This is a genomic window from Vibrio sp. Vb0888 (assembly GCF_033338835.1).
Classification (GTDB): Bacteria; Pseudomonadota; Gammaproteobacteria; order Enterobacterales; family Vibrionaceae; genus Vibrio; species Vibrio alginolyticus.
Map to the genome: position 1 here is coordinate 679,409 of NZ_JAWOTL010000001.1, position 25,172 is coordinate 704,580.

A 25,172-nucleotide genomic window follows, 5' to 3' on the forward strand; every position below is an offset into this window, starting at 1 on the left:
CGGATAGTAAATAAATACTCCAGTTAGAAAAAGCTGATGGGCAGATAGAAGTCCAGCTCAAACGCCTCATCATGGCTGAGGAAATGGTTTTTATGATAGTGAACATAAGCGGGAGTAGAACGCTGCTTAAAGCCTGAATTCGGCAACCACTTTTCTAACACCATACTCAATTGAGGAAGAAGCTCTCCATATACCCCTGTTAAGCGAAAAACAGCATGCAAACCACCCGGAATCGTCATTTGATTCACGACACCGCGTACTTTAAGCGGCTTATCAATCGCCATACAAGCCACATAGCGACACTTATCGAGCTCAACCCAAGCGGGGTTGGAGTGATGCAAACCGTATTGAACCGAAAAGTCCCGATTCTCAGAGCTTGCCCACGCCTTCAAAATCAGCCACGCATTGCGAATAGAACGGCTATAACCCTCATGTCGCACATAAGCCGCAAAGCGTTGTGGAACCTCCATAATTTTAGGTTCTGGCAACTCGCGTTTAGCAACCCGATGATAACCCGCAGCCACTTCCGGATCTTTTAGATACGGCTTTTCTGCGACTTGTAAATCATGCTTTCGCCACGCGCCAGGAGACATAGCGAACGTTGCTTTAAATGCTCGGCTAAAAGAAGATACCGAGCTAAAGCCGCACTTGTTAGCAATGTCTAACACCGACGAGCTGGTATCAAACATCAGTTGATTGGCGGCGTATTCCATTCTTGTGCGACGGATATATTGATGGACAGACTCCCCTACCACATCTTTAAAAATACGATGGAAGTGCTGTTCAGAATAGGCTGCTACATCTGCTAGCTCTTTAGCCGATAAATCTCTGCTAATGTCCTGGTGAATGTAAAACAGCACGTCATTGATCCTAGAAACTTGTTGGTGGCTCACGGAGTAAATTTTCGCTTAAATAGCATAAATGGACATGTTTAACAGCATAAATGGACACACCAAGCTTGGCAATTTACCTATACTATTTCTGACATAAAAAAGACAATTACGAGAAGCACAGCACATGGAAATCGCACAGTCATTACAACAAACTAAGTCATCCTACATCCGAGAAATCCTCGCAGCAGCGAGCGATAAGAACGTCATTTCTCTTGCAGGTGGCTTACCGGACGAAAAAACCTTCCCGATCGACTTAATGAAACCGACGCTCGAAAACCTCGCTAATATGCCAGAGGTGTTTCAATACGGCGCAACAGCAGGCTACGCCCCGCTACTTAACTTTTTTACCGATTATTACCAGCTGCCAGAATCTCATTTGGCGATGATCACAACGGGCTCTCAGCAAGGGCTAGATTTGATTGCGCGTGCGTACGTGAATCCGGGCGATAAAGTGGTGATGGAAGCACCGAGCTACCTTGGTGCTATGCAAGTATTCGGTCTAGTGCAAGCCAACATCGTGACCGTTTCACAAACCGAGTGTGGCCCAAACCTTGAAGAACTCGAACAATGCTTTGCCACGCAGCAACCAAAAATGTTCTACGCCGTACCCGATTTTCACAACCCAACGGGCGTATGCTGGGCGCTAGAGACTCGCCAAAAAGTTGCCGAGCTTTGTATACAATACGACGTGGCGTTCATTGAAGACGCACCATACCGCGAGCTGCGTTTTTCTGGTGAAGCGCTTCCACTGGTTTCGGACTTCTGCCCACAGCACTCCATCGTATTGCGCTCTTTCTCCAAAATAGCTTCACCAGGCTTGCGTATTGGTGTAGTTACGGGCAAAAGCAGCTACCTTGAGCCACTTATCAAAATTAAACAAGGTGCCGATCTGCACTCTAGTATTCCTATGCAAGCTTTGCTGTATGGCCTGCTGCAACATGACAACTTCGAAACGCACATTTCAACCATCTGTGCGCTTTACAAATCACGTTACGATGTCATGTTTGCTGAGCTGCAAAAACAGCTGCCAGAAAGTTGCGTAGTCAAACCCGTCGATGGTGGCATGTTCGTTTGGGTCGAGATTCCAGAATGCGACACCTTCGAACTGGCGAAAAACCTTCTCGCAAACAGGGTTGCTGTAGTGCCGAGCCCGGTCTTTTATCCAGAAGGTTCAAAGGTAAAAGCCGCTCTGCGTCTTAACTTTACCAATGCCACACCAGAAGAACTGACGACAGCTGTCTCTCGACTCGCGGATGTCCTCAACACGTTGTAATTGAACGCGAGTGTAAGAACCTGCCTTTGAGATTCGAAAAAGTCTCAAAGGCAGCATCAAAAAAGTTCCCCAAAAAATTTATATTTTTCCTTCAAATCAACTCTCTACAGTAAGTGCCTGTTTTCTCTTGAACCTCTCACTCATATAAAAATGAGAACTCAATCACGTATTTGATGGTTAGAAAAGTTACGTCTATCTTTCAGTCAAAGACATCAACTTCGCAGCGTTAATGCTCTCAATTTCAGACACTTTATCAATCGTGGCTTAGCGGTTGATAAACGACTAAAAAAGCATCTGTGGGCAGACCCACTACGAAGGGTTGACCAGAACCATTCTGAATGTCGCGAGCCAATCTTTTGATTGGCAATTACGTCAGTGAATCGCACCAAATGACAGAGGGGTTATCAGGATGAATACTCGAACCACGACAGGACTCGTCACCATCGGCTGGTCCGTTACACTTTCACTTTTTACCGCATTCGCCGTGTATGCCAATACGTCGCCAAACTGTAGTGACGTATTAGCGGGCAACACAACCGCCGCATCGCAAAAAATGATGGTTTTATTGGGCGAAGACATCACCAAATCCAACCGTATAACTACGGTGATTCCAGCCGAAAACAATCCATTTGTGACCGAAGAACTGGTTTCGGTTTCTAACGACGTATCGCCAAACGGTCGTCTTTCACAAAAGAGTTTGGAAGAGATTCGGAAAGTCCGCTCAAATCTAGAGAAAGCAGCACAGGAAGTAAGCCGATTACAAGGCACTTTTGAAGTGGCTTTCATCAGTTTGATTGATGGTTACTGCCAATTTTCTAATCATAAACGTACTCAACATGCCAAAATCGACTTTGACCATTTGGAAGGCCTCACTTTGTATTCAATCCCCGCTTTAATAGCAATGGTCGATCAGTCGTACTACATGGCAAAGAATCGAATCGCTAATGAGCAGAAACAGTTAAGCGACATTGAAAAAGAGAAACAGCGGCAGAAACAACAAGCAACTGCGGCAGCAGCCGCTCGTTACCAAGACGGTAACGTACTCGTAAGAGTCGAGAACTTTGATGGCGCTAATGTGACATTTTCCGTTACTAACATTGGATCACAAGGATCGTTACAACCAAATTTCAACACGTTTAATGCATATCGCACAGAAAGTGGAGAATTAATCTACAAGTCAGAATCTTTATTACACCTGGCGGATACTGCAGGTAACACACTTGAAACAATGGGTATCGCTGAGCTCTCATCACAAGGTGGAAGTGACATATCGATCTCTCCTGGAGAAACCCGAAAATTCGTTACTAGCATTGCTTCAGAAGTCGCGCCACATACGCAGTTGAGCTTAGAGTTTCCAGCCAAAGTGCTTAATACCGAACGAGACTTTACATTGTCGTTTTCTGATACATCAGCGGTGGCGACAGCAAACGTCAATTAACGCAAAGTCTCCAGTATTTGTAGAGCGCATCAAAGACAGGCGAGCAGCGCCTGTCTTTCAATTATGATCAAGCCAATAGCTACTGTTTGCACTTGTAAGCATTTGCAAACATCGTCACTGACGTAGAAAAGCTCAACGGTTGATATAAGTACAAGGTATCTGCGCCTAAATCTGCCGCCTTGAGGCGCATTTGGTTTAACGTACCCCAAACCATGTCTTTATCGGCGTGAAGCCAATAGTCGTAAAAGTGTCCTTCTGAGCCGATCACGGTACCCATTAGTTCACAGTTTTCAATCGCATTCACATTGTCCCAAAGCACCTGTACTTGCTCAGATTCTTGAGTTGGGAACGTCACACATCCCGTTAATGATGCCGCTAACGCGAGAGTCATCACTCGCTTTTTCATACTTATATCGCCAAAAATTTTCATAGATGGCAGATTTTATGAATGGCTGATGTGATGACTAGCAAAAACTTTTTATCGCGTGTTCAAGCAGAATTAATGGACAACGGAAAAGATCCAAAAGGTGATCATGCAGCTAGCGAGCAAAAGCCTAATCACTCAGACCTAGCAATAAAGCTGTATCTGAGATACAACAGTAACGATTAAATAGCCGCGAGGGATAGAGTTTGGTTGCTAAAAATAAGCTAATTCGCTACACAGCTACGGAAGTCGCTGATGCATTTGACAAAGAAGATGAGCTCATTAAACAAGTTCAGTCCAACCAACTCTCGCAAGTGCTATTGCTTTGGCAAGTAAAAAGTCCAACGCTCGTGCTTCCCGCGGGTAAGAAATGGCCAGTGTCTAATGAGTTAGAACATGCGTTAAATACGTCTGGCTGGAAGCTCTTTTCTCGTAAAACCGGTGGTGCCCCAGTCCCTCAGGTGCCAGGTATTATCAATCTATCCCACATTTACCACTGGCCAGAAGGCGAGCCTTACAACATCAAAAAAGCGTATCTCGATTTATGTGCAATATTAACGGTTTTCTTTAAACAGCTCGGCGTGAAAGTGGATGTTCATGCTACGCCTTATTCCTACTGCGATGGCGAGTACAACCTCAACATTGGCGGGCAAAAAGTCGTGGGAACCGCGCAGCGTGTTTTACTTAAAAAAGGCGGCGGACAAGTGGTATTGTCACAAGCATGCATTCTGATTGATGCCGACGTCGAGAAGATTGTCGAACCAGTACGAATGTGTAATCAGCTTTGCGGTCACAGCGATGATATTCGTGGTGATGTCCACACACCGCTCTTCCATCATGTATCCGACCGCCCATCGGTAGATTCGCTCTTTCAGCAATTGACGAGTGCGTTTTTAACGCATGCAAAAGCGGAGTAATGAAAGGAGCAAGCCTCCCCCACACTCCGAACAGCATTTGATAAACTAAAACTGCATACCGTGATAGCGATGTAAGAATGGGCATCGCCAACGTAAAACCATTCAATCGATCGACCAAACCAGTTATCAGTTTTGCCTGCCAAAAAGAAATGAGATCCAGTTCAAATATTTATCCATGACGGAATTAGTTGAAGCCTGCGCGTAAAAGCCTCAGAATGTCGCACTTTTCGCACCGATTTGTTTTCGGCGCGTTGTTATCTAACTCTACAATTGAGAATCATACATATGGGTTTTACCTCGTTAGGTCTATCTGCTCCAATCCTTAAAGCTATTCAAGAGAAAGGCTACGACACCCCTTCGCCAATTCAGGCAAAAGCAATTCCTGCTATTTTGGAAGGGAAAGACGTAATGGCAGCAGCGCAGACTGGTACAGGTAAAACTGCAGGCTTTACGCTACCGATTCTTGAGCGTTTATCGAACGGCCCTCGCGTTCGTGCTAACCAAGTTCGTGCACTTATCCTGACGCCAACGCGTGAACTTGCGGCTCAGGTGCAAGAAAACGTGTTTATGTACGGCCGTCATCTTCCACTAAGCAGTGCGGTTGTTTTTGGTGGTGTGAAGATCAACCCGCAAATGCTGCGTCTTCGCAAAGGTGCGGATGTGTTGGTAGCAACACCAGGCCGCCTGATGGATTTGTACAACCAAAATGCGGTGAAGTTCGACCAACTAGAAGTACTGGTACTGGACGAAGCAGACCGCATGCTGGACATGGGCTTTATCCGCGATATTCGCAAAATCCTAGCCCTGCTACCAAAACAGCGTCAGAACCTACTTTTCTCGGCGACTTTCTCGGATGAAATCCGCGACCTTGCGAAAGGCTTGGTGAACAACCCGGTTGAGATTTCAGTGAACCCGGCGAACTCGACAGCGAGAACGGTTGAGCAAAGCATCTACCCAGCAGACGTGAAGAAGAAAGCACCGATGTTGGTTAAACTGATCAAAGACGGCGATTGGAAGCAAGTGCTGGTGTTTACGAAAACGAAACACGGCGCAAACCGTCTGGCGAAGTTCCTGATCGAACAAAATCTACCGGCTGCTGCCATCCACGGCAACAAGAGCCAAGGCGCACGTACCAAAGCACTGGCGGATTTCAAATCGGGTGAAATTCGTGTGTTGGTCGCGACGGACATTGCTGCGCGCGGTATCGATATTCCTCAATTGCCGCAAGTGGTGAACTTTGAGCTACCTAAAGTGGCGGAAGACTACGTTCACCGTATTGGTCGTACTGGCCGCGCGGGCGAAGTAGGTAAAGCGATTTCACTCGTGTGTGCGCTAGAAGCATCTGAGTTGTTTGCGATTGAACGTTTGATTCAAGAAGTACTACCACGTAAAGAGCTGGAAGGTTTTGCGCCAACCAATGTGGTGCCAGAATCTAAACTGGATACGCGCCCAATCAAACCGAAAAAACCTAAGAAGCCGAAAAAACCAAAAGCGCCAAATGCTGCGGGTGAAAACGCTCCAGCAACCGAAAAGAAAGCAGGCAATGGTGCAAACAAACCTAAACGTCGCTTCAACGGTGGTAACAACGGCAACAAAAACAGCACCAACCAAGGCGGTGCGGGTAAGCCTAAAGGCAACCGTGAAGGCCAAGGTCGCGCAAACAGCAAACCAGATGACCGTAAACCTAACGGCAATAAACCGAATGGAAATAAACCAAACGGTAATAAGAGTGGCAACGCTGGTAAACCGTCTGGTAACCGCAAGCCAAACAATGCTAAGCCAGCAGGAAACAAACCATCAGGTCAGCGCCGTAAACCTCGTCCGCAGGCGGCAAACTAATCTGTAAACGGCCCCGATAGCAAATACAACAAAGCCGCTGATAATCTCAGCGGCTTTGTTTTTCTTAGAACACAGTTTTTTAGAACACAGCTTTATTAAAACAGCCTACATTATAGGTGTGATTCGAATATCTGCGATTTGCGCTTCGTTCTTTTCACCCTCAATACCACCAGCGTAGATGTAGGTTTCATTCGATGTGAGGTAACTCATATTGAAATGATCCTTCAGCGCGATCTGATAGGTTTTCCCCTGCTCCAACGCCACTTCAATTGGCGTTGAGTAACGCATACCTTGGTTTTCACCAATATGGCCCATCTGCAAGTAACCTTGACCAACCACTTTACCTGCATCATCCAATACCTCTAACAATTTCACGGTGTTCGTGATGCCAGTATTAAGTTGCCCTAGGTTATTGTTGTACCAAGCATCGAACTGGTAAGTGCCCGTTACAGGAGCTGTAAACGACTCTGCACCTTTTACGATACCACTGTCTTTGCTCACCGTAACCACTGAGACATTGTCTTTGAGTGGCTGATATTCGCCATCAAGTTTGATGCGGATCTCTTCACCGACACAAACCGGTTGGCTTGGGTTAGAACGGAAGCCTTTATCGTTAATGCTTTCAGCCAAATAACAAGCAAAACCAGTTGGCGTATCGGAATAAGATTGAGCAATCACGTTCTTTTGAATCAGCTCGCCATTGCGATACAAGTTCACGTTGTACTTGCTCGTCACGTCAATCGAAACCGAATTATCAACGCTTTTTACTACCAGTTTTGGCTCTTGCGGAGAATAAACGCGGCTGTCTTCACTCACATACGGTTTCACACCAGAAACTAAAGTAATGCTGCTATCTACATTCACAAGCGCGCCCAGTGTCACGTGGAAATGCCCCTCTTCGTCCATCGTGACATTTTCAACTGGGTAGTAGCCTGTTTCATCTTTGCTTACTTCAGGCAAGTCAATCGTTACCGAGTAGTTCTTTCCTTTGAAGGCAAAGTTTTCCAACGTGATTTGTTCAGACTGAGCCAACAAGTTATTGCGCACCCAACTTGTGATAAATGGCTTCACTTCCAACTTACCTGTTTCGGTATGGATGCCAAATAGGGTCTCTACCACCATGTTCAAGTAGCCACCCACAGACCAAAGCTGACGCTGAGAGTTAATCACTGGGCCATCCAAGCTCGGATCTTCGCCATGATCACTATGGATGATGAATGACTTACCAGAAAGCCACTCTAAGTTTTCCATGTTGGATAAATTGGTCGCTGTACCACGAACCAACGATTGAATGGCATTGTTCGCCGCAGCCACGTTTTGTGTTTGATGCGCGGCGCGCAAGCTGTACGCGGTAACAAATGGCCAAATTGCGCGGTTATGGTACACAGGCACATCCGGTTGTTGAGGGAAGTAAACCGGCACGCCAAACTCACTGTGTGGGTAATTGGCCATGATTTGTTTCGCCTGCGCATCACTTGCCACGCCACTGATGATCGCCAACGCTTCACCCAACATGTCGTATTTGTCGACCGCGATGTCTTTGCCATTGTCAAACAAATAGCTTACGTACATACCGCGTTCGGCATTCCAAAACTGGTCGTTGATAGCGGTTTTTAACTGCTCAGCCCACTCGGTGTATTTGACCGCGTTGGTTGAATCGAACTTCTCTGCCAACTTAGCCGCGAGCTGAATCGCGCGGTAGTGAACCACGTTTGTCGATAACGCTTTGCTGCTACCAATCGCATTGACATCGTTTGGCGTCCACGTTGAGTAAGTTTGCTCACGCCAATCGAGGAATGATTGCTCACCAGTGTATAAACCGGATTTCGCATCAAAAGCCGCCAGGCGATCGGCTTCAAGTGTATTACTGATAGCGTTATATGCGCGCTCAGCAAACTGGTTGTACTCTTCTCCATCCAATGCCGAAAGTAAGCGTTCTGCACCAAGCGCCCAAGTCGTGCGGTCGGTACTGATTGGCCAGCTGCCGCCAGTGCCCGTGTCTTGCACAATCTGCTCGCCATCGTATTGCTGATCGGTCGTGTCGCGGAAAGCGGACAATTTGAAATTCAAACCATTTTGCACGCGAGTTGGATTCATCAATGCAAGCGAAAGGTCTGCTGCGTACGCCAAATCACGCGTCCATACGTAATGCCACTTCGCGCCCGTCTCAAAAACTTCCGCTTTGATTGGGTTGTTGTAGTTGTAATTGCCGTCTTTGATTTCAGAAACAGCAAGCTGGTCTAGCTCTTTCATCGTCAACGCAAACAACGCGTCAAACGCGACATCACCCGATACCACTCGCGGCCCTGTTTGTTCATTAATCACTAAGCCTTGGTCGAGCGCATCACGCAATTCTGTCGTCGTTGAAATACCAAATTCACGCAGCTCAGCTTTAGGATCTTTCACCGAGAAAATCACGGTATCACTCGAGTCATCGTAATTGGCGAACAGTTTCACTTCTTTACTCTGATGCCCTTGATGCACCATTGCAGGGTCGAGAATCGCATCAGAGTAGTATTTTTCCGCTTCTTCTTGCGTTGCTTTCGTCACAGTCATTGTCGCGCGACTTTCATCGGCAAAGCTCACAGAAAACTTGTAATACCCTTTGTCTTCAAACGTGATCTCAGAGTTGCAATCATCGTTCATACACGCTTCATTCGTGTCCGGTTTTGGCAGGTACTCTTGAGCTTTATCGAACGCCGCGGGCTCCTCAAAATAGGTGTATTGGATCTGCCACCCCGGATCAGCAATCTTGAACTGATTGCTACCTCGAGCGACGCGCAGTACGGTTTCGTACTCGTTATTACCCAAATAGTTTAGCTTGGCATGCTCTGCCGTGCCCCAATCCCCATTTAAACCACGTAAATATAAGTCGGCTGAAATAATTGGTTTGTCGACCGGCACTGGCGCATCAGAAGAATCTGACCCACATCCAGCAAGACCAATACAAGACGCGACAGCAAGCGCAATAAAACTCGGTTTCATGTTCATCCCTTAGATTGTTGTTTTGGCGACAGTCTAAAGAACACCCTTTTGAGGGGAAAATAGGAAGTCAGGAGCGAGCTATAGATAACATCTATACGTCAAACCCCAACAGTGATGTAGATCTATGAAATGCGCATAATTTCAATCAAATGAGATTACAGATTTGTGATTTATAAATGAAATTGTGCAAAATACCCCTCGTTCTTAGAGGGGAAAGAAAATGGACAAATCTCTGCAGCAATTTTTACTGGTTGCACGCTGCCAAAGCATCAGTGCTGCGGCAAGAATGGCAGGGTTAAGCCAGCCAACGGTAACAAGCAATTTAAAGAAGCTGGAAGAGAATCTCGGCGTGACGCTGTTTGAACGTCATCCTAATGGCATGGTGTTGACCGAATACGGACGCATCCTCTATCGCCATAGCAACGCGATGCAGCATGAATACAACCAAATGATGCAAAGCATTGATGAACGGAAACAGTATCAAGTCGGAAAAATTAAAATGGGTACTGGCGATGCGTGGTGGCCGCTGTTCGTCAAACAAGCACTCAATGAACATCTGACCAAGCAGCCATCGGCATCTACACACGTCGAATTTGGCAACCACTTAGGCTTGATGGATTCATTAATCAACGAACAGATTGAATTCTTCATCGGCCACGAGATTGTCGGCTTGTCGTCTAAATGCGATGTTACGTTTATTCCGTTATTTCAAACGGTTGATGCCTATTTTGTTTCCCCAAATCATCCACTGCTAGGTAAAACCGTCACCGAAGAGATGCTGCACGAATACCCCGCTCTTTCGGTCACTTATGACGCTAAGAAATTCGCTCACGTCATCGATAACCCAATCCCGAAACAAAATGAACGCGAAAGGCAGCAACTGGATGACAGACCGACTTACGAAGTGGATTCTCTGCTCGCCAGCATTGATGTACTGAAAGAAAGCGTCGCGGTGATGTCTTATACTCGCCATCTGCAACCGTATTTGGAATCCTTTGGCTTACGATGCTTAACCATGGAAAAAGAACCAAACCCTGGCACCGTCGGGATTTATCGCCACCGCCGAGAAACCTCTGAATCGCATCTAGAGCTGATTGCTGGCATCACTCAGCGCGCTAAATTGCTCAACTAGAAAGTCCAAAAACAGGCGAACTCTTTTCGGTTGATATTGACGGCTCTGATAAATGACATGCAGATCCGCTTCAGCGCCTTGCGAGAAGGCGCTGAAGTTTTTCATATACCCATCCAAAACCGTTACTAAACGTTGTTGTTTGAGGTCTTGCTGAATATCTAAAATCGATTTCAACGCAATCCCCGCACCGTCCAACGCCCATTGTCGAATCACTTCACCATCATCAGAAAAGCGCTTCGGCGTGACCGTGATCGTTTGGTGAGACTCTTCATCTTTAAAGTGCCACGTTTTTAATTCTTCATTGCTGCGCACCATGGCTAAGCAGCGATGAACCGCGAGATCTTGTGGGCAGTTTGGGACACCTTGCTTCGCCAAGTAATCAGGTGACGCGCACAGCACGCGTTGACTCGACGCCAGCTTGCGCGAAATGAGATTACTGTCCGCTAACTCACCGTAACGAATCACTAAATCGAGCCCCGATTCAGCCAAGTTCGATAAATTGTCATTAAGATAAAGATAAGGCGTCACATCCGGATATTGCTCAGAAAAAGCCGATACCATCGGCGAAATAATTTGTTTGCCAATATCTCGTGGAGCTGAAATTTTCAACGTTCCGCGCACTTCCGAAATACCCGTTTGCAGTAAGTTTTCCGTCTCTTTCACGCTATCAATGATGTTCAGACAAGCTTGATGGTACATTGCCCCTGCGTCCGTGAGTGATACGTGGCGTGTGCTTCGGTTGAGCAGCTTTACGCCATAGCGTTCTTCTATCGCTTGCAGTCTTGCCGTTACCGTAGCCGGAGATAAACCTAACTCCCTTCCCGCCGCTGCCAGACCTTGATGTTTAACGATGCTAACAAACAACGTCATATCCGAAAACTTATCCACCTTCGTGCCCTTATTATTTGGAAAAACTGAATAATCAATTCAGATATAACCCAATTATCAAATTAAGTCGAATCCATATACTGACCCTATCGACATTGTTTAGACCCAGAACGTTATGTGACAGGGTAAAGTTAAACGCCGTAACGCTGTTCAACGCACAACAACACGCCCTACCCAGCCAAGAGATAGGAAACAAAAAATGAAACTGTACATTTATGAACATTGCCCCTTTAGCGCACGCGTCCGTTTTGTTGCAGGCATACTGAATATTCAGCTCGACGTCATCAACATTGCTTATGACGACGAGAGCACCACCACAAACATCATCGGCGCAAAACAAGTTCCTCTTTTGATCAAAGACGATGGTGAAGCGATGGCGGAAAGCTTAGACATCATCAACTACTTCCTTGAATTGGCATCTTCAAATGAAAGCAGCCAACCCTCAGCACCGGTTTTAGACTGGCAAAAACAAGCGTTTTTACCGCTACAAAAAGTCGGATATCCGCGTTGGTCAAACATGACGTTACCGGAATTTACAACAGAAACCGCTAAACAAGCATGGCGTGCAAAAAAAGAAACCGAAGCGTTAAATTTTGAAGCCTTGATTAACGATACACCTGCGATTGCGAAAGAAGTCGCCGCTTTGATAGAACAAACCAAACCCTTGCTCAACCTAAGTTCAGAAAAGCAAACGTCACTGGTTGATCAAGCCATTATGTTTTCCATTCTACGCGGCTTTTTCAGTGCGCCCGAAGTGCAATGGGATCCAGCCGTACTTCACTGGATGGCAACCGCTCGTAAAGCGACCAACGTGCCTGTACTTATCTGAGGAGCGCAACATGCAACAAAGAACAAATAAGCTGTTTGAACCAGCTCAACTAAAAGCGTTGTCACTACAAAACCGTATTGTCATGGCACCAATGACTCGCGCACGCACCACTCAGCCGGGCAACATCCCGAATGAGATGATGGCAACGTATTATCAACAGCGCGCTTCTGCCGGGCTGATCATTTCCGAAGCCACGCAAATTTCGGACGATTCTCAAGGCTATTCGTTCACCCCTGGCGTTTACACCGATGCGCAAGTGGCGGGCTGGCAAGGTGTGACCCAAGCGGTCAAATCACAAGGCGCAGCGATGTTTTGTCAGCTATGGCATGTGGGCAGAGTGTCTCACCCAACATTCCAAAATGGTGAACAGCCTATCGCACCATCTGCGCTCGCTCCGGTAGAGACGCAAGTTTGGATTGCAGATGAACAAGGCAACGGCAATATGGTCGATTGTGTTGAGCCTCGCGCCATGACACAAGCGGATATCAACCGAGTTGTCGGTGATTTCGCGAACGCAGCCAAACGCGCCATTGAATCGGGTTTTGATGGTGTAGAAATCCACGGCGGGAATGGGTATCTGATCGATCAGTTCTTAAGAACTAATTCAAACCACCGAACAGACAACTACGGCGGTTCACGAGAAAATCGTATCCGTTTTCTTATCGAAGTAGTGGAGGCAGTTATCGCCGCTGTTGGTGCGCATCGAGTTGGAGTGAGATTGGCACCATTTATTACGTTTAAAGATATGGACTGCCCAGATATCGTGCCAACAATCTTGGAAGCATCAAAACAACTGCAGGATCGTGACATCGCCTACTTGCACTTGTCCGAGGCTGATTGGGCCGATGCACCAACGATTCCAGAGACGTTCCGAATCGAACTTAGAAAGCGCTTTCGCAACGCTATCATTGTCGCAGGTCGCTACGATCCTCAACGAGCAAACGAAGTGTTAGAGAAAGGCTACGCGGATCTTGTCGCATTCGGACGGCCATTCGTAGCAAACCCAGACTTAGTCTCTCGCTTACAACATCACCATCCGTTGGCAGAACTCGATGGCTCAACGTTGTTTGGCGGAAACGAACGAGGCTACACCGATTACCCTGCTCTGCAACGGGAATGCGCAGAACAAGCCTAACAAAAAAAGCCCCAACCTAGCTGCTACGGTTGGGGCTGTCACCAAACTAAAATTGGTTTTAGCTAGCTTAATCTGGCTAAGAGTTAAATCACTTCTAACGCGCCGCAGCGCCAAGGTTCAATAACGACTTTGATGTGGTCATTTGGCGTCATTAACTGTGTAAATGCGTCTTCGACACCGTCGATTCCCACTTTGGCGGTGAGCATTTTCTGCCAAGGCAACTTATGTTCGGCAATCGCTTGTAGGCATTGCTCAAACTCGTGCGGTTGGTAGTAGTAAGAGAATCTCAAGTCGAGCTCTTTTACCGTCGCGTACGCGTAGTTAATGATTGCGGGTGTCGTATGGATACCCGAGATGACGATTCGCGCTCGGGCAGGGGCGCGGCGCATAAAATCGTCAATCAAGGTATGCTTGCCCACACATTCATAAATGACCAGACGTGAGTTCATCGCGTACTGCTCACCAACGGCGATCTCGTCTTCCTTGGTCGGGTTGATCAATCGATTTGCGCCAAACTCGCTGGCAAGTTGCAGCTTTTCTTCCTGAAGATCGACCGCAAGAATATTGCTGACGCCACGTTGTTTCAGTGCAGCAATCACAGCCAGCCCTATAGGACCGCAACCGACAACCAGCGCTGTTTCTTCCGTCTCGATTTCACTGCGATTGACCGCGTGCAAACCGACCGCCAGTGGTTCAGTCAGTGCCGCCGCCTCAGATGGCATTCCGTCTGGGACAGGTAGCAATAACGCTTCATCAAGCAGGAAGTACTCAGAGTAAGCGCCATAAGTACCCGGAGTAACACCAACGCCCGCGCCATTTTGGCTGAGCAACATCGGCACTGAGGTGACTCGGCTACCAACGGACAACGTTTGCTGCGTATCGGCACCGTATTCGATAATTTCCGCGCAGAACTCATGCCCCAACATCACTTGAGCGTGCTCACCGGCTTCATCAGGCATCAACCCGAGCTGGTGGAATACATCAAATACCTCATCCGCGTGTCGAGTAATGTGAAGGTCGGAGCCACAAATGCCACAGGCGAGACTACGAACCAACACTTGTCCCGCTGCAGGTTGAGGGATTGCGACTTGCTTCAGGCGGACACTACCATCCTGCATTATGATACTGTTCATCTGTTGCATGGGGTTACTCCGCTAGCTCATCGCTTAGGCCAGCAATCGCACCCGGTTTGATGTAGCGCGCAGTGAAGCCTTGTGCTTTCGCTGTTGCAATAACAACTTGCTCAATCCAACCTGCATCCATGATGTTGATGAAGTTACCCTCGTCGTCAAAGTTAATGTTCGCACCTTGGATCACCATAAAGCCATCTGCACCACCCGACTCTTCTGGACAGTGAAAGGTATGAATCGAACCACCTGGCTCATACAAATAACTACCAGCGGTTTGGACTTGTTTTGGGTATTCAATGTAGTGCCAAGCGCCACTCAGTGTATAGAAATGCACCACACCAGTGTGGAAGTGCTTAGGTAAAGTCACGCCCGGTTTGAACTTGGCGCGAATCACCCAAGTCCCGTTTTCTGGATCAAGAAACAGGGGATAAACATCCACACCCGGTAATGCGTCTTTGATGATCGACTCTTCATTGGTATTAAGAGTTAATAAGAAATCTTGGTGCTGAATAACTTCTGGTAATGACATAACTTACATCCTCGCTATTGCTGTAATGTGGCGTACTCGCCTATCCCATAAGTGGGTACTTAAAATTCTCGAAACCGTCAGATGCGCTGATGGTACAACCGTTGATACAGTTGGCTTTCTCGCTGACCAGAAACGCCACCACATCAGCAATCTCTTCTGGTTGTGTGAAGTTTTGACGCATCTGTTCTTTGCGGATGTGGTCCCACAGGCCAATCTCTTCGTATTGCCTTAACATCTGAGTATCAACGCGTCCCGGAGCGACAGCGCAAACACGAATACCCAATGGTGCGAGTTCTAATGCGGCGCATTTGGTCATCATATCGACTGCGGCTTTACTGACGTTGTAGGTAAAGGTCATCTCAGACGCCATTCGTGCGTAAACAGAAGAAGTATTGAGGATCACGCCCGGCGTGCCTTGCGCTTGGAATTGTCTTCCAGAGGCAAGAATGCCGTAGTAGACGCCATTTTGGTTGACCTTAGAGATCGGCTCAAAATCGGCAATTGGGTCGTGGTCAAGCAGAGGTTTCGGCGCGCCAATGCCTGCGTTGTTGACCATGATGTCAAGCGAGCCAAACTGTTCGACCGCGCACTTCACCATAGCTTCAACTTGTTGGTAATCGGTGACGTCCGCGACAAAGGTTCCCAACTGCTTTGGGTCAAAACTTGTGTACATTTGCAGTGATTGTTCCGAAATATCGACAGCAAGCACTTTGGCTCCTTGCTCTCTCAGCTTTGCAATGATGGCTTGGCCAATTCCACCAGCCGCCCCAGTCACAATGGCCGTTTTATTGATAAGTTCCATACTGCTTCTCATCCATGCGTTGTTGTTATCAAAATGTAACTTAAATCAACTCACTGACACTCACTTGACCTTTTGCGAAGTAAATTTGATATATTGCGATTTACAACTTGTTAACATTTAAAAATCGAGACATGCATATCGTAAGAAGTGGCGCCGCCGATAAATTTGATAGCTTGGTTTCCGAACTAGGGCAGAATCCGGTTGAGATTATGGCTGCCGTCGGGCTGTCTGCGGCGCAATTTCGCGATCCCGATACCTATCTCGCTTATCCAAGGTTGGCTGAATTGCTGGAGGAAGCGGCTGCTCGTTGTCAGCAACCGTTGTTTGGTGCGTTACTCGCCGAGCGCCAAAACCTGCAAAGTTTGGGCGATTTGCCGATGTTGGTTTCTCGCGCAGAAACGGTTGGTGATGCCTTGGCGCGGGTGAATGATTTTCTCTATCTGCATTCGTCAGGGGTCACTCTCAACATGACGCCACAAGATGATTGGGTACGGTTGTCGCTCAATATTGATGTGCACAGCGAACGAGGTATCGCACAGCTGATGCAGCTCAGTGTGTCGCATCTGGCGATGTTTATTGCCAGTCTGCTTGATATTGAAGCGAGCCACTTCTCTTTACACCTGACCCAACACGCAAGCTTCGAGGCAGAACAGAGCGAATTTGCCCAGCAGAACAAACTGCGTTTCGGTGATAAATTTGACGGTATCCTACTTAAAGCGAGTCTACTTAACGCTAAGAACCACCAAGATGAAGACGCACTAGAGCGACATTTTCAACAGCACCTCAAAGAGCTTCAAACCCGTTACCCCAACAATCTCAGTGACCAAGCGGCAAACATGATTGGTCGTTTGCTATCGACTGGAGAATGCAGCGTTGAGCGCGTTGCAAGAGCATTGGACCTGCATCCGAGAATGCTGCAAAACAAGCTGAAACAACAGGGCACAAATTATCGGCAGCTTTTACAACAAGTGCGTCAGGATTTCGCCGAACAGCGATTGCATGAGAATACTCAGAGTATTACCGATATCGCGTTGCAACTGGGCTATGCAGAAACTGCGGTCTTCAGCCGCCACTTTCGCCGTTGGACGGGGAAATCGCCGAGACAATGGCGACAAGAAAAAACTCAGTTACAAACGTTTAAGCCCATCAGATAAAAGCATAGATAACCTATCGCTCAGACCAAAAAGTGTGAGGTGGGAGGGTTGGTATCGAGAATTTCAGCAATCACAGATAACCCGTGTTTGATGTAGCCTCGGTTTGTTTCTGCTCCCAAGCTGATTCGCACGTAAGGCATTGGCTGATTTGTATCGAGAACAAACGGTTTATATCCAGTGATCTGCACCCCTGAACGCTTAGCCGAAGCAACCAGATCATCGCTATTCCACTGCTCGGGTAGTCTCAACCAAATGTGCTGTCCATTCGGGTGCGAGCTATAAACATGCCCTTCTAAAGCGGCTTTTGCTATTCGCTGTCGCTTGGCAAACTCATTGACTTGAAAGCGAATAAGTCGATTTAACATACCGTTCTCGATCCACAAATGAGCAACTTCAAATGGTAATGGAGTCGCAGACCAACTCGTTGCGGCTAAACGACCAATCGCGTGCTGCAAAAAATGACGTGGGACCGTCAGATAGCCAGTGCGCATGCCTGGCGCTACAACTTTGGTTAAACTGGTTACATAGAAAGCTTGTTCGGGTAACAATGTGGCAAGGGGTGGGACACGGTTAGGTTCTAGTGCTCCATACACGTCATCTTCAATGACATAGATGTCGTATTGCTGCGCAATATTCGCTATCGCCTCTCGGCGTGCAAGATCCATATGCGCACTAGTCGGGTTAGCCATGCTAGGTGTGCAACACAATACCTTGATTGGTTTGTGTTTACATGCCCATTCAAATGCATCCGGCGTTATACCAAACTCATCCATTTCAAGTGGTTGCAACTTAAATCCAAGCATTCTCGAGCGAGAGATCAAGCCATGATCAACCAAGTGACCACAAGCAACTAAATCACCGTGTTCAACAACTGTGCTTAAAGCCAACGTTAAACCATGGCATGCTCCATTTGTGAGTAATATTTGATCGGCACCCACATCCAGCCCTTGGCTACTTAGAAATCGTGCTCCTGACTCAATATGATGAGGCTGACCTGTTACCGGCTTTGCTTTACTGATCAAACCACGATTGTTTGTTTGCCCAGCAATCTCCATTAACGCCTGATTAAAAAGCGTAATGTGGCGGTCGGTCACCACTGGATGTGCAATCGACATATCAATTTCATCCGGCGTTTCTTTCATCTCTTGTGTCAGCATGAACTCCGTGTCCGTACTTTCATCCACAAAACCTGATTTGACAAAAGTACCATTCCCAACCCAAGACTCGATCGCCCCTTTTTTCTCTGCATAACCATATGCATGGCTCACCGTTTGTACGCTGACGCCAATTTGCTCTGCAAACTCACGATGTGTGGGTAATCGAGTCCCCGGTTTTAGATAACCACTGCGGACACATTCGACAAGATAGTTACCAATGGAGATATATTTAGCGGTGCCTGGCCGAATGATCGGGTTCAAAGAAATTGTCATGACACAATATTTTAATTGATTCATTTTTAACGCTCATTGTAACTTCCATTTAACAAATGGCGAACTTTAACTCACAAAACGAGGTGAAATGCACAAAAATAAACCACAATTGTAATGATTGACATGAAATGTATGGGTTAAACAAACATGTTAAACAGCATCGTTCAATCCAAATACAACCCCAGAGGTAAATTGCAATCATTTTTAACGCAGATCTGGCTAGCTGGTAGAAGGTAGAAATACCTCAGCGTCTCCGAAGGCCCATAAGGCGTCGGATTTCTAACAAGGAGAAAATATGAGAGGCGTTGCTTTGCATTTTACACTGGATGAGTTCCAGGATCGGTTAACGAAAGTTCGGCAATCGATGGAAGAAAGAGAATTGGATGTCCTTATCATTCATGACCCTTCTAACATGGCGTGGCTGACAGGCTATGATGGGTGGTCTTTTTACGTGCCACAATGTGCCGTTGTTGGTCCATCTGATGAACCCGTTTGGTTTGGACGCTGCCAAGATGCCAACGGAGCATACAGGACTGCGTATATGTCGGCAGAAAACATCACCTACTATCCAGACCATTATGTAATGAATCCGCCGCTACACCCGATGGATTTCCTGGTCGAAGCCGTACTGGCTCCGCGCCTTTGGGATCGTGGTCGTATCGGTGTAGAAAAAGATAACTATTACTTTAGCGCCACCGCTTACGAATCACTCACTACGCACCTACCGAATGCTCAACTTCTCGATGCAACTGGACTAGTCAACTGGTGCCGCGCCGTTAAATCCGATCAAGAACTGGCATACATGTACCGTGCCGCTCGCATTGTTGAAAACATGCACCGTGTCGCGTTCGACATGATTGAACCAGGATTACCGAAACACCACCTTGTTGCCGAGATTAACCGCCAAGCCGTGCTCGGGCACGAAGACCACTTTGGCGATTACACCGCGATTGTGCCGCTTTTGCCATCAGGTTCTGATGCTTCCGCACCTCACCTGACTTGGGATGACAGACCCTTCAAGAAAGGCGAAGGGACGTTTTTTGAAATCGCAGGGGCGCACCGCCGTTACCATTGCCCACTCTCACGCACTATTTTTCTTGGCGAGCCTGACGACAAGTTTAAACGAGCCGACGAAGCCCTAACTCTAGGACTTGAAGCGGGCTTGAAAGTGGCAAAGCCCGGAAATACCTGCGCCGACATCGCCAATGCACTAAACCAGGTTCTCGATAAAGCGGGATTCTCACGCGAAGGTGCCCGTTGTGGCTACCCAATAGGTTTGAGCTACCCACCAGATTGGGGGGAACGAACCATGAGTTTGCGAGACACCGATAAAACCATCTTGAGAGAAGGCATGACATTCCATTTTATGCCGGGGCTGTGGTTCAAAGATTGGGGGTTAGAAACAACGGAAAGTATCGTCATTACCCATGATGGAGCAAAAACATTGTGTGATTTTCCACGCCACTTATTTGTTAAACACTAATTTTTCAAACCTTAAGCTCTGTTGAGCCAGGTCTGAGAACTAAAAGGACTTGATATGCAAAAAAGCTCGATCACAGCCACCATAGACTTTGACCGAGAAGGTGTACAGCACGGCTTTTTAACGCTGCCCTATTCACATGACGACTCCGCTTGGGGCAGTATTATGATACCTATCACCGTGATCAAAAATGGTCACGGACCAACCGCACTGCTTACTGGCGGTAATCACGGAGACGAATACGAAGGCATCACCAGCCTGCTAAAATTGGCAAACTCGCTGCAAGCAGAGCAAATACAAGGTCGCGTCATTATTGTGCCAATGATGAACTTACCTGCGGTACAAAATGCCTCACGTACGTCGTTTATCGATAAAGGGAATTTAAATCGCAGCTTTCCCGGCAATCCCATAGGCACAGTGACTGAGAAAATTGCGGATTATTTTACTCGTTACCTAGTTCCTAAGTGCGATTTTGCGTTAGACATTCACTCAGGTGGTAAAACGTTAGATATCGTGCCGTTCGCCGCTGCCCATCGTCTCGACAATCTCGATCAAGAAGAAGCCTGCATATTAGGTGCAAAACTGTTTGGCGCACCTTACACCATGATCTTGCTCGAAATGGACGCCACCAGCCTGTATGACACTGCCGTGGAGTCTCAGGGAAAAATCTTTGTTACCACCGAACTAAGAGGAGGCGGAACCAGCACTCCAGAAACCATCGCTTATTCCGACCGTGGCATTCGCAACTTCTTACGCTTCTCAGGCAACTTGCCCGGTGACTACGAACAACCAACCCAACCAACTAAGTTATTAGATATGCCTGATGCAAGTTGTTATGTGCAAAGCCAACACCACGGCATCACAGAATACTTATTTGATCTTGGCGATACCGTCAAAAAGGGCGATGTATTAGTGAGAATCTTCTCGACCGAGCGCACAGGTACCGCCCCCGTTGAGTACAAGTCACAGCTCAATGGTATTTTCGCGGCGCGTCGTTTTCCTGCTATGGTGAATATCGGTGACACTATCGCAGTTATAGCCGAAGACTGCGGCGAGATAGGCTGATTGAAAAGCCAACTAAAGAAATCAAAACAAATGGCATACCAGAAGCAAACTGGAAAGCACCTTATAACAGCGACCAGTCATCAGCCTTTATGAAATGATTAGTATTCAACAGGGAGACTCATAATGCGCCTCGATCGCTACGACGTAAAAATTCTACAAATACTTCATGATAATGGTCGTATCACCAAATCTCACCTTGCCGAGGCCATCAACCTATCCGTGAGCCCTTGCTGGGAGCGCGTCAAAAAACTGGAAGAAGCAGGCATCATTGAAGGTTACGGAGCAAAAGTAAATACCGATATTTTGTTCAAACGAACGTCGGTTATGGTTGAAGTTACGCTCAAAGAACACAACGCCCAAGCGTTCAAACGCTTCGAGCAACTGGTTCAACATTCACCAGAAGTCACTGATTGCTATGCCACGGGCGGTGGTATCGATTACATCCTTAAAATTCAGTCAGAAGATATCGACCAATATCAGCGGCTTATCGACAACTGGTTAGACTCAGATGTGGGCATTGAGCGCTACTTTACTTACATTGTGACAAAAACAATCAAACGTGATGCGAGCACATTCGAAGTAAACCAAAACGCTTTGTTATAAAAGGGAAAATGCGTATCAGGCGTGAACAGAAAAAACACCATATTTAACGGCACTAAAAAGAAAGTTCTGACGTTTTAAACCTCGGTATCAGAAATTACTTCGGTCACTTCTCCATTACAGTTTCATTATGGACAACGATGCTGGGAGAAGGACTCATGACAGCACTGCACAGCTTACACGCTGAAGAATTAAAAGCCTCGCACGACATGATGGCGATAATGAAAGACGTACGTTTGGTGAGAGGTTTAGCGTACGTGAATGGCAAATGGGTAAGTGGTGATCAATTTCATCCGGTGGATAATCCAGCAGATGGCACGGTCATCGGTTACATCACTAAGCTATCTCAGCAACAACTCTATCAAGCGATTGATGAAGCCGACCAAGCCTTTCGTCAATGGCGAAAAATGCAAGCAGAAGAGCGCGCTGAAATTCTCATGCGTTGGCACGACCTGATTCTAGAATCAAAGCAAGACCTTGCTCATTTGATGGTGATGGAGCAAGGAAAAACACTAGGTGATGCTGTAGGTGAGATTGACTACGGCGCATCCTTTGTTCGTTGGTTTGCCGAAGAAGCACGCCGCTGTTATGGCGAAACCATCCCAAGTCATATTCCGAATGCGCAGCTATCAACGGTGCGCGAGCCAATTGGTGTCGCAGCACTGATTACGCCATGGAACTTTCCTAATGCCATGATCACACGCAAAGCCGCAGCCGCACTAGCAATAGGCTGTCCGGTGCTCATTAAGCCAGCCAGTGAAACGCCTTTTTCTGCGTTAGCGTTGGCAGAGTTAGCAGATCGAGCTGGCTTTCCACCTGGTGTGTTTAACGTGATCACTGGCGATGCGGTGATGGTGTCACAAACCTTGTGTCACTCCGATAAAGTCAAAGCGCTCTCGTTCACAGGCTCAACTCGAGTAGGCAAACTATTGCTACGCGACGCGGCACAAACCGTGAAGAAGTGCAGTATGGAACTCGGTGGTAACGCCCCTTTCATCGTGCTGCCAGATATGGATGTCGAGCAAGCAGCCAAAGCCGCCGTGGATGCGAAGTTTCAAACCGCAGGACAAGACTGCTTGGCCGCAAACCGTATTTTCGTCCCTGACGATAAGTACGAAGCGTTTTTGGAAGCGTTTGCCAAAGAAATGAGCCACATCGTTTTGGGCAATGGCTTAGACGAAAAAACCACCATGGGACCACTTATTAATCGCACTGCGGTGGATAAAGCGCATGATTTGGTGCGTGACGCGCTCGACAAAGGCGCGCGATTGGTAGCGGGATACCACCAGCCCGTACCAGGCGAAAACTTCTTCGCGCCGACATTGCTAGCCGATGTAACCCCTGAAATGGCGGTGTATCGCGAAGAGAATTTTTGTCCTGTGGCAGGCGTATTGCCTTACCAAGACTTAGATACCGTGATTGAAATGAGCAACGACACTGAGTACGGCTTAGCTGCCTATGCTTATGGTCACGATATTCACCAAATTTGGCACTGCATGCGCGGTTTGGAGTTTGGCATGGTGAGCGTGAACTCCGTCAAAATGACAGGGCACCCTATCCCATTCGGCGGTGTGAAACAGTCTGGTCTTGGACGAGAAGGAAGCCGTCACGGATTTGAAGAATACAGCGAAATCAAATACTGCTGCTTAGGCGCTTTACCAACCGTCAGTGGCAGTTGAGACACGAAATATGGATATCCAATTATTCGAGGAGAAGGATCATGAGTAACAAAACCCAACAACTTTTAGAGATCGATCGTCAGAGAGTATTTCATGCCTCAACCCACCTGAAGCAGTATGCGGCCGGGGAGCTTCCGGGAAGAATTATCTCGAGCGGAAGCGGAATACGCATCACCGATTCAGAAGGCATCGAGCTGATAGACGGCTTTGCCGGGTTGTATTGTGTAAACATTGGCTATGGCAGGACCGAAATGGCCGATGCGATTTATGAGCAAGCCAAAGAACTGGCGTACTACCACACGTACGTCGGTCATACGAACGAAGCGCTCGTGACACTGTCAGATCGCATCATCAAAATGGCGCCTGAAGGCATGAGCAAAGTTTACTACGGCATGTCAGGCAGCGACGCGAACGAAACTCAACTTAAGTTGGTATGGTATTACAACAATGCTCGTGGTCTACCAGAGAAGAAAAAAATCATTTCGCGTGACCGCGGCTACCATGGTTCAAGTATCGCGTCCGGTTCAATGACAGGTTTGCCGCTGTTCCACGCCCATTTTGATTTACCACTTGAGCGTATCAAACACACCATCGCGCCATATTATTATCGCCGTGAAGACGAGAGTATGTCTGAGCTCGAATTCTCTCAATATTGCGCAGATCAACTCGAAGCGATGATCTTGGAAGAAGGCCCAGAAACGATAGCAGCAATGATTGCAGAACCAGTGCTCGGTACTGGCGGTATTGTGCCACCACCAGCAGGGTACTGGCAGGCGATTCGCAAAGTGCTCGACAAATACGATGTACTCTTGATTGCGGATGAAGTGGTGTGTGGCTTTGGTCGCCTCGGCTCCGATTTTGGCTCACTGCACTACGACATGAAACCAGATCTCATCACGGTAGCGAAAGGGTTAACCTCAGCGTATCAACCGCTGTCTGGCGTGATCGTCGGTGAACGAGTTTGGAGTGTGCTAGAAAACGGCACCGACCAATGGGGCGCTATCGGACACGGTTATACCTACTCTGGTCACCCAATGGGAGCGGCAGCCGCGAACTGCAACCTCGATATCATTGAACGTGAAGGCTTGGTAAAAAACGCGGCCGAAGTCGGCGCTTACTTGCAGCAACGCATGGCGGAGACGTTTAGCGATCATCCATTGGTCGGTGATACTCGTGGCGTTGGCTTGTTGCATGCGTTGGAGTTTTCTTCAGACAAGCTCCGCCGTGCACACTTTGATCCAAACTTGAAAGTAGGCCCGCAAATCGCGGCGGCCTGTTTAGAGCAAGGCTTAATCGCTCGCGCTATGCCACATGGTGACATCCTCGGTTTTGCTCCACCGCTTATCGCGAATCGTAACGATATAGACACCATTGTCGACAAAGCGCATCAAGCGGTAAACAAAGTGATGGATAACCTCGTCACATCTAAACAGTGGCAGCCATAACCCACCTAGATTTCAGTAATGCTCGCGGGCTTTGGAGAAGGCCCGCTTTGCACTTTCCATTAAAGAGACAACAAGCCAACCAAACATTTTAGACCCATAGAAAGC

The 25,172-nt window shown here is 47.5% G+C and carries 21 protein-coding genes and 1 pseudogene; 13 read left to right on the forward strand and 9 right to left on the reverse strand.

Annotated elements, in window-relative coordinates; genetic code table 11:
- Nucleotides 1-23 precede the first annotated feature (23 nt).
- Nucleotides 24-893, reverse strand: a complete 870-nt coding sequence (locus R7P72_RS02930; RefSeq protein ID WP_005387011.1) for a GyrI-like domain-containing protein — start codon at nucleotides 891-893, stop codon at nucleotides 24-26.
- 124 nt (nucleotides 894-1,017) lie between these two features.
- Between R7P72_RS02930 and R7P72_RS02935 the strand changes: the two genes are divergently transcribed.
- Together R7P72_RS02935 and R7P72_RS02940 are read left to right on the forward strand one after the other, a co-directional pair.
- Nucleotides 1,018-2,166 (forward strand): PLP-dependent aminotransferase family protein, encoded by a 1,149-nt coding sequence (locus R7P72_RS02935; protein ID WP_005373746.1) that lies wholly within the window; start codon nucleotides 1,018-1,020, stop codon nucleotides 2,164-2,166.
- Nucleotides 2,167-2,575: 409 nt separating this feature from the next.
- Complete coding sequence (locus R7P72_RS02940; RefSeq protein WP_005373748.1) at nucleotides 2,576-3,604, forward strand: hypothetical protein; 1,029 nt, start codon at nucleotides 2,576-2,578, stop codon at nucleotides 3,602-3,604.
- Nucleotides 3,605-3,683: 79 nt separating this feature from the next.
- On the opposite strand, the gene R7P72_RS02945 is transcribed toward R7P72_RS02940, so the two are convergent.
- The gene (locus R7P72_RS02945) at nucleotides 3,684-4,010 is read right to left on the reverse strand and encodes a DUF4156 domain-containing protein (RefSeq protein WP_031778841.1); all 327 of its coding nucleotides are present in this window, start codon (nucleotides 4,008-4,010) and stop codon (nucleotides 3,684-3,686) included.
- A gap of 224 nt (nucleotides 4,011-4,234) precedes the next feature.
- Here R7P72_RS02945 and R7P72_RS02950 point away from each other — a divergent pair, with 224 nt between their 5' ends.
- On the forward strand, nucleotides 4,235-4,945 hold the full coding sequence (locus tag R7P72_RS02950) for a biotin/lipoate A/B protein ligase family protein (protein WP_005373753.1): 711 nt from the start codon (nucleotides 4,235-4,237) through the stop codon (nucleotides 4,943-4,945).
- A gap of 59 nt (nucleotides 4,946-5,004) precedes the next feature.
- Here the strand turns inward: R7P72_RS02950 and R7P72_RS26360 are convergent.
- Nucleotides 5,005-5,082, reverse strand: a pseudogene (locus R7P72_RS26360) (VOC family protein); the annotation flags it as partial.
- Nucleotides 5,083-5,230: 148 nt separating this feature from the next.
- Between R7P72_RS26360 and R7P72_RS02955 the strand changes: the two are divergent.
- Nucleotides 5,231-6,784, forward strand: a complete 1,554-nt coding sequence (locus R7P72_RS02955) for a DEAD/DEAH box helicase (RefSeq protein WP_005373756.1) — start codon at nucleotides 5,231-5,233, stop codon at nucleotides 6,782-6,784.
- A 105-nt stretch (nucleotides 6,785-6,889) separates the two neighbouring features.
- On the opposite strand, the gene R7P72_RS02960 is transcribed toward R7P72_RS02955, so the two are convergent.
- Nucleotides 6,890-9,769: an MGH1-like glycoside hydrolase domain-containing protein gene (locus R7P72_RS02960; RefSeq protein ID WP_005373759.1), complete on the reverse strand. Its 2,880-nt coding sequence runs from the start codon at nucleotides 9,767-9,769 to the stop codon at nucleotides 6,890-6,892.
- A gap of 220 nt (nucleotides 9,770-9,989) precedes the next feature.
- Between R7P72_RS02960 and R7P72_RS02965 the strand changes: the two genes are divergently transcribed.
- Nucleotides 9,990-10,901, forward strand: a complete 912-nt coding sequence (locus tag R7P72_RS02965; RefSeq protein ID WP_005373761.1) for a LysR family transcriptional regulator — start codon at nucleotides 9,990-9,992, stop codon at nucleotides 10,899-10,901.
- On the opposite strand, the gene R7P72_RS02970 is transcribed toward R7P72_RS02965, so the two are convergent.
- The gene (locus R7P72_RS02970) at nucleotides 10,854-11,789 is read right to left on the reverse strand and encodes a LysR family transcriptional regulator (protein WP_025817374.1); all 936 of its coding nucleotides are present in this window, start codon (nucleotides 11,787-11,789) and stop codon (nucleotides 10,854-10,856) included. The two genes, R7P72_RS02965 and R7P72_RS02970, sit on opposite strands and share 48 nt — an antisense overlap.
- 199 nt (nucleotides 11,790-11,988) lie before the next feature.
- Here R7P72_RS02970 and grxB point away from each other — a divergent pair, with 199 nt between their 5' ends.
- Nucleotides 11,989-12,618: a glutaredoxin 2 gene (grxB, locus tag R7P72_RS02975; protein WP_005373765.1), complete on the forward strand. Its 630-nt coding sequence runs from the start codon at nucleotides 11,989-11,991 to the stop codon at nucleotides 12,616-12,618.
- Between the two features lie 10 nt (nucleotides 12,619-12,628).
- Nucleotides 12,629-13,753 carry an alkene reductase gene (locus R7P72_RS02980; RefSeq protein WP_005373767.1) on the forward strand — a complete coding sequence of 375 codons (1,125 nt, stop codon included), beginning with the start codon at nucleotides 12,629-12,631 and terminating at the stop codon, nucleotides 13,751-13,753.
- 83 nt (nucleotides 13,754-13,836) lie between these two features.
- Here the strand turns inward: R7P72_RS02980 and R7P72_RS02985 are convergent, their stop codons facing one another.
- The 3 genes from R7P72_RS02985 to R7P72_RS02995 are packed head-to-tail and all read right to left on the reverse strand — an operon-like array spanning nucleotide 13,837 to nucleotide 16,214.
- Nucleotides 13,837-14,895 (reverse strand): zinc-binding dehydrogenase, encoded by a 1,059-nt coding sequence (locus tag R7P72_RS02985; protein ID WP_005373769.1) that lies wholly within the window; start codon nucleotides 14,893-14,895, stop codon nucleotides 13,837-13,839.
- A 4-nt stretch (nucleotides 14,896-14,899) separates the two neighbouring features.
- Nucleotides 14,900-15,412, reverse strand: coding sequence for a 2,4'-dihydroxyacetophenone dioxygenase family protein (locus R7P72_RS02990; RefSeq protein ID WP_005373771.1), 513 nt, complete (start codon nucleotides 15,410-15,412; stop codon nucleotides 14,900-14,902).
- Between the two features lie 40 nt (nucleotides 15,413-15,452).
- Nucleotides 15,453-16,214, reverse strand: a complete 762-nt coding sequence (locus R7P72_RS02995; RefSeq protein WP_042523253.1) for an SDR family NAD(P)-dependent oxidoreductase — start codon at nucleotides 16,212-16,214, stop codon at nucleotides 15,453-15,455.
- 131 nt (nucleotides 16,215-16,345) lie between these two features.
- Between R7P72_RS02995 and R7P72_RS03000 the strand changes: the two genes are divergently transcribed.
- Nucleotides 16,346-17,368: a helix-turn-helix domain-containing protein gene (locus R7P72_RS03000; RefSeq protein WP_005373776.1), complete on the forward strand. Its 1,023-nt coding sequence runs from the start codon at nucleotides 16,346-16,348 to the stop codon at nucleotides 17,366-17,368.
- Between the two features lie 20 nt (nucleotides 17,369-17,388).
- Here R7P72_RS03000 and R7P72_RS03005 read toward each other — a convergent pair whose 3' ends face one another.
- Complete coding sequence (locus tag R7P72_RS03005) at nucleotides 17,389-18,822, reverse strand: PLP-dependent aminotransferase family protein (RefSeq protein WP_005373778.1); 1,434 nt, start codon at nucleotides 18,820-18,822, stop codon at nucleotides 17,389-17,391.
- Nucleotides 18,823-19,093: 271 nt separating this feature from the next.
- Here R7P72_RS03005 and doeA point away from each other — a divergent pair, with 271 nt between their 5' ends.
- The 5 genes from doeA (at nucleotide 19,094) to R7P72_RS03030 (ending at nucleotide 25,067) form a co-directional block, all read left to right on the forward strand.
- Entirely contained in the window at nucleotides 19,094-20,281 is a 1,188-nt protein-coding gene (gene doeA / locus R7P72_RS03010) for an ectoine hydrolase DoeA (protein WP_005387041.1), read from the forward strand.
- Nucleotides 20,282-20,335: 54 nt separating this feature from the next.
- Nucleotides 20,336-21,343, forward strand: coding sequence for a N(2)-acetyl-L-2,4-diaminobutanoate deacetylase DoeB (gene doeB / locus R7P72_RS03015; RefSeq protein ID WP_005387043.1), 1,008 nt, complete (start codon nucleotides 20,336-20,338; stop codon nucleotides 21,341-21,343).
- 123 nt (nucleotides 21,344-21,466) lie between these two features.
- Nucleotides 21,467-21,946, forward strand: a complete 480-nt coding sequence (locus R7P72_RS03020; protein WP_213907145.1) for an Lrp/AsnC family transcriptional regulator — start codon at nucleotides 21,467-21,469, stop codon at nucleotides 21,944-21,946.
- A gap of 155 nt (nucleotides 21,947-22,101) precedes the next feature.
- Nucleotides 22,102-23,622: an NAD-dependent succinate-semialdehyde dehydrogenase gene (locus R7P72_RS03025; RefSeq protein WP_213907144.1), complete on the forward strand. Its 1,521-nt coding sequence runs from the start codon at nucleotides 22,102-22,104 to the stop codon at nucleotides 23,620-23,622.
- A gap of 41 nt (nucleotides 23,623-23,663) precedes the next feature.
- A complete protein-coding gene (locus R7P72_RS03030; RefSeq protein WP_318110374.1) occupies nucleotides 23,664-25,067 on the forward strand; it encodes an aspartate aminotransferase family protein in 1,404 nt (467 codons plus the stop codon).
- Nucleotides 25,068-25,172: the final 105 nt, after the last annotated feature.

Coding starts and splice junctions, on each gene's coding strand:
- R7P72_RS02940 (WP_005373748.1), top strand. CDS start 2,576: ATGAATACTCGAACCACGACAGGACTCGTCACCATCGGCTGGTCCGTT.
- R7P72_RS03030 (WP_318110374.1), top strand. CDS start 23,664: ATGAGTAACAAAACCCAACAACTTTTAGAGATCGATCGTCAGAGAGTA.
- R7P72_RS02980 (WP_005373767.1), top strand. CDS start 12,629: ATGCAACAAAGAACAAATAAGCTGTTTGAACCAGCTCAACTAAAAGCG.
- R7P72_RS03020 (WP_213907145.1), top strand. CDS start 21,467: ATGCGCCTCGATCGCTACGACGTAAAAATTCTACAAATACTTCATGAT.
- R7P72_RS02965 (WP_005373761.1), top strand. CDS start 9,990: ATGGACAAATCTCTGCAGCAATTTTTACTGGTTGCACGCTGCCAAAGC.
- R7P72_RS02985 (WP_005373769.1), bottom strand. CDS start 14,895: ATGCAACAGATGAACAGTATCATAATGCAGGATGGTAGTGTCCGCCTG.
- doeB (WP_005387043.1), top strand. CDS start 20,336: ATGCAAAAAAGCTCGATCACAGCCACCATAGACTTTGACCGAGAAGGT.
- doeA (WP_005387041.1), top strand. CDS start 19,094: ATGAGAGGCGTTGCTTTGCATTTTACACTGGATGAGTTCCAGGATCGG.
- R7P72_RS03005 (WP_005373778.1), bottom strand. CDS start 18,822: ATGAATCAATTAAAATATTGTGTCATGACAATTTCTTTGAACCCGATC.
- grxB (WP_005373765.1), top strand. CDS start 11,989: ATGAAACTGTACATTTATGAACATTGCCCCTTTAGCGCACGCGTCCGT.
- R7P72_RS02935 (WP_005373746.1), top strand. CDS start 1,018: ATGGAAATCGCACAGTCATTACAACAAACTAAGTCATCCTACATCCGA.
- R7P72_RS02955 (WP_005373756.1), top strand. CDS start 5,231: ATGGGTTTTACCTCGTTAGGTCTATCTGCTCCAATCCTTAAAGCTATT.
- R7P72_RS03000 (WP_005373776.1), top strand. CDS start 16,346: ATGCATATCGTAAGAAGTGGCGCCGCCGATAAATTTGATAGCTTGGTT.
- R7P72_RS02990 (WP_005373771.1), bottom strand. CDS start 15,412: ATGTCATTACCAGAAGTTATTCAGCACCAAGATTTCTTATTAACTCTT.
- R7P72_RS02995 (WP_042523253.1), bottom strand. CDS start 16,214: ATGGAACTTATCAATAAAACGGCCATTGTGACTGGGGCGGCTGGTGGA.
- R7P72_RS02960 (WP_005373759.1), bottom strand. CDS start 9,769: ATGAAACCGAGTTTTATTGCGCTTGCTGTCGCGTCTTGTATTGGTCTT.
- R7P72_RS02945 (WP_031778841.1), bottom strand. CDS start 4,010: ATGAAAAAGCGAGTGATGACTCTCGCGTTAGCGGCATCATTAACGGGA.
- R7P72_RS03025 (WP_213907144.1), top strand. CDS start 22,102: ATGACAGCACTGCACAGCTTACACGCTGAAGAATTAAAAGCCTCGCAC.